Source organism: Bacillus sp. (in: firmicutes) (genome assembly GCF_031983925.1).
In the GTDB taxonomy this organism is placed as follows: domain Bacteria; phylum Bacillota; class Bacilli; order Bacillales; family Bacillaceae_G; genus Bacillus_A; species Bacillus_A pacificus.
The window spans coordinates 298,628-312,066 of sequence record NZ_DALYZR010000002.1 but is presented as its reverse complement, the minus strand read 5'-3'; the positions used below and the strand labels follow the sequence as shown (position 1 = coordinate 312,066).

General features: G+C 31.2%; 8 protein-coding genes. 4 read left to right on the top strand and 4 right to left on the bottom strand.

The features are described from left to right. The first annotated feature begins 234 nt into the window (after nt 1–234). Nucleotides 235–1,005, top strand: coding sequence for a hypothetical protein (locus RTP99_RS07750; RefSeq protein WP_095842701.1), 771 nt, complete (start codon nt 235–237; stop codon nt 1,003–1,005). A 551-nt stretch (nt 1,006–1,556) separates the two neighbouring features. Further along, the gene (locus RTP99_RS07745; protein WP_000337584.1) at nt 1,557–2,543 is read left to right on the top strand and encodes a choloylglycine hydrolase family protein; all 987 of its coding nucleotides are present in this window, start codon (nt 1,557–1,559) and stop codon (nt 2,541–2,543) included. 360 nt (nt 2,544–2,903) lie between these two features. Here RTP99_RS07745 and RTP99_RS07740 read toward each other — a convergent pair whose 3' ends face one another. Next, a complete protein-coding gene (locus RTP99_RS07740) occupies nt 2,904–3,089 on the bottom strand; it encodes a hypothetical protein (protein ID WP_000461128.1) in 186 nt (61 codons plus the stop codon). 556 nt (nt 3,090–3,645) lie between these two features. Between RTP99_RS07740 and RTP99_RS07735 the strand changes: the two genes are divergently transcribed. Further along, nucleotides 3,646–6,459 (top strand): dynamin family protein, encoded by a 2,814-nt coding sequence (locus tag RTP99_RS07735; RefSeq protein WP_116733333.1) that lies wholly within the window; start codon nt 3,646–3,648, stop codon nt 6,457–6,459. An 85-nt stretch (nt 6,460–6,544) separates the two neighbouring features. On the opposite strand, the gene RTP99_RS07730 is transcribed toward RTP99_RS07735, so the two are convergent. The 3 genes from RTP99_RS07730 to RTP99_RS07720 all read right to left on the bottom strand — a co-directional run bounded on the left by RTP99_RS07730 (nt 6,545) and on the right by RTP99_RS07720 (nt 11,293). Continuing rightward, complete coding sequence (locus tag RTP99_RS07730; RefSeq protein WP_000791065.1) at nt 6,545–8,464, bottom strand: LTA synthase family protein; 1,920 nt, start codon at nt 8,462–8,464, stop codon at nt 6,545–6,547. A gap of 428 nt (nt 8,465–8,892) precedes the next feature. Then, nucleotides 8,893–10,230 (bottom strand): NAD(P)/FAD-dependent oxidoreductase, encoded by a 1,338-nt coding sequence (locus tag RTP99_RS07725; protein ID WP_000272375.1) that lies wholly within the window; start codon nt 10,228–10,230, stop codon nt 8,893–8,895. Between the two features lie 265 nt (nt 10,231–10,495). Beyond that, nucleotides 10,496–11,293 (bottom strand): cell wall hydrolase, encoded by a 798-nt coding sequence (locus tag RTP99_RS07720; RefSeq protein WP_000770999.1) that lies wholly within the window; start codon nt 11,291–11,293, stop codon nt 10,496–10,498. 290 nt (nt 11,294–11,583) lie between these two features. On the opposite strand from RTP99_RS07720, the gene RTP99_RS07715 reads away from it, so the two are divergent. Further along, nucleotides 11,584–13,425 (top strand): S8 family peptidase, encoded by a 1,842-nt coding sequence (locus tag RTP99_RS07715; protein ID WP_046647921.1) that lies wholly within the window; start codon nt 11,584–11,586, stop codon nt 13,423–13,425. The last annotated feature ends 14 nt before the right edge of the window (nt 13,426–13,439 follow it).

Sequence of the window (13,439 nt, the reverse complement as noted above, 5' to 3'; positions counted from 1 at the left end):
ATTAAATAATAATTCTTTTTATTGGGTACATTCAATTTTGTAAGAAGGGTTATTACTAAAATATTACTTTTTGTGAATTGACATCAAACATTAAATTTATACTTATTACTTTGTAAGATATTATTAGACATGAGGAGAGAGCGATTAATAAAATGAAAATAGAATTTACGCTAAATCATTTTATTTTTTATTATATATAGATATATAATAAAAATAAAAAGTTAGGTGAATAAAGTGAATGAAATATTAAAACAAATTTCTAATTTTCTAGGTTTAAAAAATAATTCGTTAGAAGCTTTTATTCTGTTTATTGTGTTCTTTATTACAGCTTGGTTAATTAAAGAGTTTAAAGATATTTACAGTAAAGAAAGAGAAACTTTATCTTTAAAACAAATAGAAATGAAAGAAAAATTATCAAGTGTGAAATTATCTATAAAGTTATATAGAAGACAAGAAATAGAGATGAAAGATTTGTTAGAGGCTACATTTAAGATTAATGCATATCTAAATCGTAATAAATATAAAGAACTAAAAAATATTTTGGAGGGTATAGATAAGATTGATTTTGTAGATGAATTAGATGATTTTGTAACAAATCTACTAGATACAATAATGAATCAGACGAATATGTATATAATAAAAGAATATAGTATGGCTCAAGATGTTGAAAGATTTTCTAGAAGAATGAAGGACATTGTGTTACCGGTTATAGCCGCAAGTATTGTTATTTTTTGTTCTTGTGTCTTGTTAACATTGTATGTTTCCGGCAAAACTCCTTTTTGGGGAGCTATGCGCATGTACTCATTTATATTTTTTATATCTTTTCTGTCTATTTTTATTAATTCTTTGTTCAGTAAACAGGATGATATAAAAACTAGAATTTATTTTGGCATAGTAGCAGCTTTATCTACTCCACTTTTATTTTTCGAAAATATTTATTGTCTAATAATAACATTTTTAGGTATTTTGGGAGTTGTTTTTATTCGGAAATATAAGGCTGAATAGAAAGGATGATTTTGAAAATAGAATTTAGAAATTTTAGGGTGATGAATGATTGAGAATGGTCATATAAAATAATGAGAGGGAATAAGTCTTCTTTAATTAAGTTTTTAATATAGTATAAAAATTCTTAGTTTATAACCTAAATTGTAATGACTCAATTAGGATAGAAGAAATTTAATTTAATATGAAAACGAAAAGGTAATTAATGTAAAGTAAAAATTATTTAGACTGAAAGCCAAAATCTACTAGATATAATAATTTTCAATCTAAATAATTTTTCCTCTTACACAGATACTGTTCATAGAGAAAATGGTCTCTAGTTATTTTAATAAAATATAGAAAGAAATAAAAAGGAGCGATAGTAACAATTCGCTCCTTTTTCATATAATTCTTTTGCAACTATATTTTAAAAATTTATAAACTAGAGATAACCTCAACGTATGTATACTTTATATGTGCGTTCTCAATTTGTTTGTAAGGAAAGAGGTTTTTATTTTACAGATTTATCAGAATTATGTAAAGTATAGATAAAATCATAAAATGGGGTGTTATCTATGTGTACTAGTTTGACATTACAGACAAAAAACGATCAGCATCTTTTTGCAAGAACGATGGACTTCACATTAGATATGAATCAAGAAGTAATAATCATTCCTCGACATTACCAGTGGAATAATATAACGGGTGAAATCATTAATACGAAACATGCTACGGTCGGAATGGGTATTAATCATCAAGGAAGGATCATTATGGCGGACGGAGTAAATGAAGCAGGTATGACATGTGCAACACTCTATTTTCCAGGATTCGCTACTTATAGTCAAAGCATAGATGACAACACAACGAATTTGGCTCCATTTGATTTTGTAACTTGGAGTCTGACACAATTCAATTCTGTCAAAGAGTTAAAGAAATCTGTAGATAGCATTACCTTTTTGGATATACCATTACCGGATTTAGGACTTACGCCACCACTACATTGGATTTTAGCGGATAAATGGGGAGATTGCATTGTACTGGAGCCGACAAGTGAAGGATTAAAATTGTATGATAACCCACTAGGAGTGATGACGAATAGTCCGGAGTTTAATTGGCATTTACAAAATTTAAGACAATACATAGGTCTTAAATCGCAGCCATTCGCGCCAACAGAGTGGAGTAACTTACCATTAAGTGCTTTTGGTCAGGGATCGGGCTCAATGGGACTTCCAGGGGATTTCACTCCACCATCAAGATTTGTGCGGGCAGCATATGGCAAACAAAACATTCAAGGTATAGATAGTGAAGAAGAGGGAGTATCAGCTCTTTTTCATATCTTATCAAATTGCGAGGTTCCTAAAGGTGGAGTAATAACAGAAGAAGGTGCACTAGATAATACCATATATACAAGTGTAATGTGTATGGAGTCCGGAACATATTATTATCATACTTACGATTGTAGACAAATTATAGCCATTCATTTATTTCATGAAAATTTAGATACAGATGAGATTAAAGCCTATCCGTTCCAACGGAAACAAAAAATATTTTATGAAAACTAAGTTGCTTTGAAACAACGTTTAGTAAATTTTTAAATATATATAATAGAACAATAATGGCCTATATAATTCATGGGTGCTTCTTTAACTTTGTGATTCATCATAAATCTACTCCTTTCTCCGATGACTTCAACAAGTAAAGTTTTGCTGGTAGGCTTTATTTATAAATAGTAAAGGACAAAAAAGGTGCGGAAAATATCCATACCTTTTTTGTTCTTCCATTATCTATGTATAAAAAAGCGCTGTATATCAGCACTTTTTAAAAGTACATGAGTTGTATAAGAAAGACTTATATATTACCTATAACTATGCAAGGTCTAATATAGATTCTTATTTGATTAATTGTTATAAGAGCCTATACGCTTATTTATTTTTATTATTATTAATTTTTTCCGTATATAGCACCTGCTCTTTATAATGCTTCTTAATTGGGAAAGTATGTGTACCAGAGCCGTTTTTGAAATTTTTATTGATAGGGTTTTTTAGCGGGATTGTTGTAGTTTCAGTAAATTCATATGGGTAGTTGATTTTAGATTTATCTTCAAACATGAAAATGCCTCCTTTTAGGATTTCCTGAATTCTTTACTATAACATGATATGCATATAGATTTTTTTTGGACTAGTTATTTATATAGGTTAATGGAATTTAATTACGTAACTACTGAAGTGTTCTAAAGGAAAACAATTCGAGAAAGATATTGTATGAATAGCTGCTCGCTATTGTTGTTGTTGTTGTTTAAATTATCATGGTGTATGTGAAATTCTGAAGAGACTTAGTATATATGTCTATCTAACAAGCACTATGTGATGAACTCTTTTATGTTAGGTGAAGTGAATTTTGTATATATATTCGTTATAAATTGTTTTTATAATATGATTCATATAAGTTTTTCCTGATAATATAATGCGGAATATTATAGTGTTATTATGTTATTAGGAACATTTAATGCTGTTTCATAACTGAAAGGGAATTGAAAAAAAACTGAAACTTTTCTCATAAAAATTCAATCTAACTTGAAAAATGAAAGGAAAATGAAATTTTCCAAAAGATATTCTTTGTTAAGATAAAAAGCATACATAAATAAAGTGTTGACATATCTTAAAAATGTATTTTCAAGATATAGTGGGGGAAAAGATGAGAATAGAAAAACAATTAATAAAAAAGATGTATTATGAAACATTTCTAATGGAGAATGTAACAAAATCACCTCTTGACGTACTTGGAGAAGCTTATGTAAACGAAGAAAAAAATGAGGTTTCTGATGGATCTTATATTCGTTTTGCACAAGGTGAATTTTATTATCGCCATCAAGATTTTGAAGCAGCTATTTTTAAATGGGAGAAGGTTAGTAATGAATTAGCACCATGGGCACAAAAAAATATTGCGGATGCTTATTTCGAACTGAATCAATTATCAGTTGCTGAAAATGTTTATACTTCCATTACGACTGATAATAAAATATTGATGACTGAAATTAGATTACAATTACTTTCTCTTTACATAGAGCAAAATAATTTTGACTCAGCTTTCGCTGTTATTAAAGAAGCGGTTTCTTTAAATCCGGATTATCCGAATGTCACAAAAATTGCCCGTTCCTTTTATGAGGAACAACAAGATTTTGATAGTGCAGTAGAGCTTGCTGTGAATGAGTTAATTCGAACAGAATCTTATCCGTGGTTTGAGGTGTTAAAAGGATATATCGATAAAGGATTTACTAAACATATTTCACCAGATTATTTTTATGATGCATTAGTTACATTAAATAATGTAGATCAAGTACAATTTACGCAAATGGTTTCATCACTTTGGAACAGTTATAAAAATGAACAAAATTACTTATTGTGGCTTAACACAATAAATGAATTTTTCTTACATATTGAAATAGAGTCTTCCGATATATGGGACAAAATTTCTTCTCTTTACGAAGAAACATACTTTGCATTAATTCAAGGGAAATATACGCTTAGACAATTACACGATATCATTCCCAATCTTTTAACAAATTGGTTGAAAGTAGTTAATCCATCGTATGCTGTATTTCCATCAGCAGCTGTATTGGCATGGGATGAAATTTTTCCTACCCAAATAGATTCATCAAATATAAAACATGCGGAAAACCTACTGTCATATTCTATGAATCATGTGAATGCTTTAGAGTACAGTCTACATCTTTTTGAATCTATTACACAGTGGGCACAAAAGCACAATATAGAAATAGGTCACCGATTTAGATGGTTAGTTGACGAACTTGCGGATTTAAGAACAAATCGTATTTTAGTAACGGGAACTTCAGGGAACGGAAAAACTACATTTATTAACTCTATATTAGGAGAAAATATAGTAGAAAAATCAATTTCAAATGTAGTAGTTTTAAAAAATAATGCTCATACAGAAATTAACGCCATAACAGACGCTACAATTACAACAACGGAAGATATCTCTGATTACCATAATATGATGTCTCAGCACCATCAAACATATAGAGATAGGGCATGTGTCGAATTTAAATTACCATGCAGATTTTTAAGTGAAAATAAACTTACATTTGTAGTTACACCCGGCTTTAATAGGAATAACGACACTAGGGATGAGGTATTTGAATATCTAAATTCCGTAGATGAATTATTGTTTGTATTGAATGCAGATTCACCTTTTACTGATAAAGAGCGTGATATTCTATTAAACATTCAAGAGCATACACCAAATTTACAAGTGCATTTCTTATTAAATAAAATCGATAACATTTATAGTGAAGCAGAAGTAAAAAGAGTACTACATGATACGGCAACGAGAATAAACACATATTTCCCGCATGCGAGGATTTTCCCTTACTCTTCGTTATATACAAGTAATCAACAATTGAATGAATTAACAGAGTTTATTCATTTTAACTTTAATCATAAAAATATCGATGCAGAACGTACTGAAAAGCTATTATTTTTCATTCGAAAAACAATTACATATCTTTTGGATAAACGAGTTGAGAAAGAAAATAATCTAGTGGATGCTATTAATTGGAATGAAGATATGCTAGTGAAACTAAACGGTAGCATGAATAACCTTACTGCATTTGAGAGGGAAAAAATTCATTTCATTACACAGTCATATCGTACAATGAAAATGGAAATTACGAACGATCTTACTGAAAATATACCGAAGATATTACAGAGTTGTTCTGATTTAATGAGTGAAGACAGTGATTTCGGTCACATGGATACAGAACTAAATAAAGCAATGAACGAAAGAGTGCATAAATATTTAGAACAAACTGTATTACCTAATCTTGCTCTTTCTATGCAAAATTGGATTGCCACTTCTCATAATGAGCTCCTTCAAAGTCAATCGTACTTAGAAGAACTTAGTGAAGGACTTAATTCTTTATTTGGAGAAAATCGAATACAGTTAGAATGTGACTTTAAAGTGCTTGATGACTGGCGCAGAGATACTGACAGAATGACGACTAGAATACAAATGGATGAAGTAAATATTTTACGTCGATTTACGCCAGCACAATTTTTATTGAAAAGTGCCGGTAAATTATTTGGAGTTCTTCCGAAAAACAAAACTATGCTATATAACAAATACAAACAGTATGTAGAAAATGAAGATTATACCGAGGTAACGGATTCTATTATGAAGAAATTTTTCTTGCAATTTGAGCTATTCGAAAACACACAAGAGCGAGATATTCATATATTCTTTAGGAATCCATTTAACTCCTTGAAACAAGCTGTAGAGAATATACAATTAGAAATACAAGAAAAACAAGAGATGTTACATAAAATGAAATCAAACCCTGAAGTTTATCATGATTCCATCATGCTCTTTGAATTGAGATTACGTCAATGTGAAGTGATTTTACATATAGGTGATGATCATGCTTATACAGATGTAAGTTTAGAGACAAGCGTAGAATAAAAATGAAATATATGAAACTGCATCATGTATTATAGGAGAATAAAAGGGAGCAACTATAACGAGTTGCTCCCTTTTCATATTAAGATTATTTTTCAGTCTCTTTAATTTTAGTTTGTACTTCACCAGTTTTAATTTTATTACTTTCTGAGAAACGTAATAAATCGCCTTCAATAATTTTGTCAGACATTCGTAATTCATTTTGTGCACGTTTAATGAGTGCTTCTGCTTCTTCTTTTGGTAAGTCTACAATTTCACCTGTTATGCGGTCATAGAAAGTATTGTTTTTGTATGCATACTTGTCTGTAATGAAGCTACCATCACGTAAAACAACAAAACCGGCATATTCATCCGAAAACATATCATGGCCAAAACGAATATCGTTTGTAGTATCAATTCCTAATAAATTGAGAATAGTAGGTTTCATATCGATTTGTCCCGTAGGCTTTGAAATCGTTCGACCTTCTGTTTGTCCAGGGATATGAATATATAAAGGTGTGCGTTGTAAATTTAAAGTATCAAATTCTGTTATTTGATCTTTTTCTAAAAACTGTGCCATCGCGCGATTATGTTTTTCAGAAATGCCATAATGATCACCATATAAAACAATAATAGAATCATCATACATTCCCTCAGCTTTTAAACGCTCAATAAATTTTTTTATTGATTCGTCTAAGTAACGTGCTGTTACAATATAACGATCAAATACGCCATTACCAGAGTTATATGGTTCAATGAATTGTGTATCTTCATCATACGTAAATGGATAATGGTTCGTTAAAGTAAGAAAACGAGCGTAAAATGGTTGATCAACAGTTTTTAATATATCTACTGATTGATCAAAGTATTCGATATCTTTTAAGCCCCAATTTAAATTTGTTTCGGGCGTAATTTTGTAATCAAGTTCATTATAGTAACGATCATAACCGAGAGCAGAGTACATAATGTTACGATTCCAAAATGTGGCGTTATTCGCATGGAATACAGAAGTGAAATAACCTTGCTGACGTAGAATTTCTGGAGTCGCAGTATAATCGTTGTTACCGTGTGTGAAGAATACAGCTCCTCGATTTAATGGATACAATGACGTATCGATTAGAAATTCAGAATCGGATGTTTTTCCTTGTCCAGTTTGGTGGAAAAAGTTATCAAAGTAATAGCTTTCATTTATGAATTCATTCAAAAATGGTGTAACTTCTTGTCCGTTAACTGTTGCTCCTATTAAAAAGGTTTGCAGGGATTCAAGAGTGACAACAATTACGTTTTTTCCTTTCGCTACACCAAACATATTAGGGTTCGGCTCACTTTGGTTTGCCTTCACGTAGTTTTCAGTTTCTTGTAATTTGCTACTATCAGCAAGTGCCTTTTGTGATCCTGCTTTTACTTGCAGTGTTAAATCATAAACTTGATGCGTGTATAGTCCTAAATTTTTAACAAGCATAACTCGGTCAAATGATCTTGTTAATAGTTCAGGTCGCTCTTTTTCTGCAAGATGTAGATTAGCAAAAAATACACCAATCGTTAAAAGAAAATATAACAAGCGTGCCGGATGAGTTACACGTCCTGTTTGGAAGACTATTGATTTTTTCTTCAATAAAATAAAGAAGAAAATAATGTCTACGAATGCGAGTATAATTTTGTAGTTCAATATTTCTATAATACTGCCGCCTAATTGGCCGAAGTTTGATGTTTGTCCAAGTACTGGTAACGTAACGAAATCGCTATAAAAATCATAGAACATTACATTTCCAACGAGTACGATTGTTAATACGAAGTTGATACATAGCGCGATATAATTTCTTTTTTCACCGGTTGCAAATAATGCTAATCCGACAAAAGCTAATGATGTAGCGAGTGGACTAATAAACAAAATAAGCTCTTGTGTAGAAGATTCAATTTTTAAATCAAAACTGAACCTTGTAATAAGATATGTTTTTAACCATACTGCTAAAGCAATTATTAAAACAAAGCTTATATTTTGCATTTGTAAATTGATTTTATTTTTCATTTTTACTCCTTTTTTTGCAATTTATTTAACTTGTGTTATATATTATGTTTTTATAACTATTAGAGTATACTGAACCATTTAGTTAATGGTTTCTAAAGGTAATAATATAAAGTATTCACATACGTACAATGAGGAATTTTAAAGCGTAAATCTATTTTTTAGAACAGAGCAGAAAAAGTCATAGTTGTAGTAAAAAATACTTATAGACATCCTAACATATTAAACACTATGATGATGTTACAAAATATCGAACAAATGAAAATGGAAATGAATAGAGGATTTTAAAACTGTTGACATTCAATTTGTGAGAATTGAATGTCAATGGCTATGTTAAATATGTATCTCATAAAACCCTGATTTTTTGTGGGGAAATAGTAAGCTATTACTATGGAAGTTAAAATATTTAATTGCAATCTGAATGAAGGAAATTAAATGTGAGATAAATATTTTCCAACATATAACCCACTTGCAGCAGCTTGAGATAATGAATGAGTGACGCCTGAACAATCCCCAACTAAAAATAGGCCATTTATACTCGTTTCAAAATGATTATTGAGTTTTATCGTAGGAGCATAAAATTTTCCGTCAATTCCATATAATAAAGTATCTGTATCGATTGGTTCTTGGATGAATTGTTCTAATCGTAATAAAAATTCTTTAAGTCCTTCAATATATAATGGAGGAATTTCTGTATTCAAATCTCCATAATCTCCTTGTAGCGTAGGTTGTATACGGTTATATTTCATGTCGTTCGCTATTGTAGGCTGTTTATTTAGTAAGTCCTCTAAGCGCTGTATAACAATCCGATCTCGTCCTTGGTTAATGTTTTTAATAATTGAACTTGCATATACATTTGCTTCTTTGAGAGTTGGAAAATAGCGCGGGATAAATAAAGTGAAGTTTAAGTTAGGTGTACCAGTTCCTTTCTCTCGAAAATTTTGACCGTCAGGCATAACTAAACCTTCTTCGTACTTTCTAATAATGCGTCCTTTTGGATTCATACAGTATGTAGTCGCTGTGAAATCTTCATGCTCATAAGAAAGTTTAGTCTCAAATGTATCTTTTAATATAGAACGTAATTGGTGTTCTTTCATCTCTACCCTGATACCTAAATCTACACGAGTTTGTTCCTGAGAAATATGTAGAGAAGTGCACATCTCCTTTAACCAATCTGCTCCGGAACGCCCAGTTGCAAATACTAGTTGCCTAGATTGAAATGTTCCTTCATTTGTATCTATAGTAAAATGATCTTTCTGTTTCATAATATGTTGTACATCTATATGAAATTGTATATTTATTTTCGTAAGTAAAAATTCGTAGAGTTGCTGAAAAATTTCATTTGAAAGGGTAGTACCAAGATGCCGTACTTCTGTTGTTAGCATTTGTAAACCACACGATGCAGCTCTCTTATTGAGATTTGGATTTTCTGTAGAATATTTTGAAACTGAATTTCCTCCGAACTGACATAGAATTTCATCTACTTCAGCCATAAGTTGTATAAAGCCCTCTTTACCAACTTTTTGCTCAAGTTCTCCACCAAATCCGTTTGTATAATTAAATTTCCCTTCAGATTTTCCTAAACCAGCAAATCCGAAATATTTATCACATGTAGTACAATTACACGCTTTTCCTTCGTCTAAAGGACAATGGCGAGCTCCTAGCGCTTTACCTTTATCAAGAATTAAAACTTTTTTGTTACTTTTAACTAGTGAATAAGCCAGAAAAATGCTACTTACTCCAGCGCCGATAATTGTAACATCATACATATTCTTTCACCTGCTAACGAATAGTTTGTTTTTTATTTTTCTAGTGTATAACAATTTTATGAAGGTAAGAAATAAATTTTATTAATAAAGGGGAGTTTTTGAACTTGATGCTTTTTTAATTTCTTAGAGTGATGAAGTAAATACAAGTGTCTTTATTTAAAAGAAGAAATAGTTTTTAAAGACCACTATATCACATGATAAATAAATTCTTACATACAAAAAAACAGCCCTTTTAAGTGAAGAGGTCTGTTAATGATTTTAAATGTTATTTAGCGAAGACGTGGTTACCAATTACTGCTACTGTTTGACGTGTCGTAATCCACTTGTCTGTTGATGTTTTCGGGTTATAGAAATAAAGCCAATCAGAATGTATTCCATTTGTGGAGATAGCCTCTTCTACAGCCATTTTTGCTTCTGCGCTTGCAGGCTGATTAATTCTTCCATCTGTAACAGGAGTAAATGCATATCCGTATTTAATAGGTTCATAAATAACGCCTGTTATTGTATTTGGAAAACCTTTTGCGTTTACACGGTTTAGTATAACTTTAGCTACTGCTACTTTTCCTTTATATGATTCGCCACCTGCTTCAGCGGTAACTAAGCGTGCCATTAAGTCTTTTTCTTTTTCTGAAATACTTGAGTTGATTTTTAAATGTTGTCCTGTATAAAGCTTGTTTTCGATTGTGTTGTTCATTTGTTTTATAGATTGAACGGTAACATTGTAACGCTGTGCTATCGTTTCTAATGAATCTCCCGGTTGTACCTGATAAATAATTTGTCCAGAAATGTTCGCAGGCTTGGCGTTTTGGTGAACAGTGATTTCATTTGAGTTGACGGAACTCGGGATATGTAACTGTTCGCCAATGAAAGTTTGATCGTTTCCTTTATTATTAGCCTGTTTAATGGATTGTATTGAAACTCCGTATTGTTTACTAATGCCCCAAAGTGTATCATTCTTTTTTACTGTATGAATGGTAGAAGCTTCAGCTGTACTGTGACTACATACGAATGTAATTGCAGCTGCAGATAAAGGGATTATATGTTTTATTTTTAATAATTTCATTGTAAATCCTCCTAGGAAAAATAAGGTAAAACGGTTAAGTAATGTAGCTTAAAATGTCTACATATAATATTTCAATGTAAGTATATTAGCACATATAAAATAAATAATCATTATAAGTTTCTTATTTATTTAGTGTAGAGTCCGAATATGAAATATTGCATATGAAAATACATTGAAGTTCATATTGCTGATTACTATAATCTATTTAGTAGAAAGGGAATATGTTATATAAATAAAATCATTATAGATTAATATAGTGATTAATTATTGTTAATAGGAGGATTGATGTAATGAAAATATTTCAAAAAATGTGTACGTCAACTGTAATTATTACAACACTTTTAGGAATAGGAGGCACTGTCAATAGTGTACATGCTGATTCTATAGAACAGCAGAGTAAATTAGGAATAGAACAAGAAACAGATAAGCAAATCATTGTAAAATTTAAAGCGGATTTGAAATTTCCATATGAAGATGGTATTGAAAAACAAATACAATCTCAAACGAACGATAAAGTAATAGAAGATCTTTTGGCAGAATACCCAGATGTAACATTTACTCGTTTATTCACATCTGTAAGCCCGGAACAAATACAAAACCTTGAAGTGAAAGCACCTAATAATGTATCTACAAGTTTATTAAACTACTATATTCTTCAAACTCAACATGGTGGGCAAGAGGAAGAACTAGTAGATAAGTTAAAGACATCTTCTTTAATAGAAGATGTGTATATAAAGAAACAAGAAAAAATAACACCACCGGAAGTACAGCCATTAAGTGTATCGTTTAATCCTAATAACAATCCTAGATATGAAAAACAAGGTTATCTTGAAGCAGCACCATCTGGTATTAATGCGCCTTTCGCCTGGGGAGTCCGAGGCGGTAATGGAAGTGATGTAACCTTTGTTGATATGGAATATGGATGGTTATTAAATCATGAGGATTTAGTACATCAAAATATTGAATTAATGTCTGGAAGAAATATAGATCAACATGTCGGTCATGGGACGTCTGTACTAGGAATTGTATCCTCTGAGGACAATGAAGTTGGGAATATTGGGATTGCGCCAAAAGCGAAAGCAAAGGTGATTTCTCAAATAAGAGATAACGGACAGTATAATACAGCTGATGCAATATTAAGTGCTATAAATCAGTTAGAAGCTGGGGATGTTTTATTATTAGAGGCACAAGCTTCCTTTGATGGGTATGGTGATAAATATTTACCTGTTGAGGTACAACCAGATATCTTTGATGCAATTCGTGCTGGTACAGATAAAGGTGTTGTCATTATAGAAGCTGGAGCGAATGGTTGGAATGATTTAGATCAATTTAAAGATAGAAATGGTAAACAAATTTTAAATCGTAATAGTAAAGATTTTAAAGATTCAGGTGCAATTATGGTAGGAGCGGGCTCTTCATCTTTCCCTCATGAACGTATGTGGTTTTCGAATTATGGAAGCCGTATTGATGTGTATGGTTGGGGAGAAAACGTAGATACAACTACAGCTGAGCAAAGTCGAAGTGCTGTAAATCTTTATACATCTAGCTTTAGTGGCACGTCGAGTGCGTCACCTATTATTGCCGGAGCAGCGACTTTAGTACAAAGCATTGCTAAAGAAAACTTAGGACAACCATATAGACCGAGTGAACTAAGAGCAATATTAAGCAACCAGAATACAGGAACAAAATCTAAAGATCCATATTCAGATAGAATTGGTGTTTTACCAGATTTGAAGTCTATACTAGTAAACTTAGGGTATGGACAAAGAAAACCAAACGGTGGAAATGAGTTACCAGTAACAGAAAATGAACCAAATAATGAACGTATACAGGCAAATAAAGTTAACTTTCATACACCGATGAAAGGGACACTACATAATAGTGATAGAGTAGATGTATTTACTTTCCAAATTGACTCGTCAGAAAATATTACTATTTCTCTATTAAATGAACAAAACATTGGGATGACATGGGTGCTTCATCATGAATCAGATTTAAATAACTATGTAGCATATGGTGAAAACGAAGGAAATGTAGTTAAAGGTACTTATAATGCAAAGCCAGGTAAATATTATTTATACGTCTATAAGTATGAGAATAAAGATGGTTCATATGTATTGAATATAAAGTAAACGAAAGGAACTTC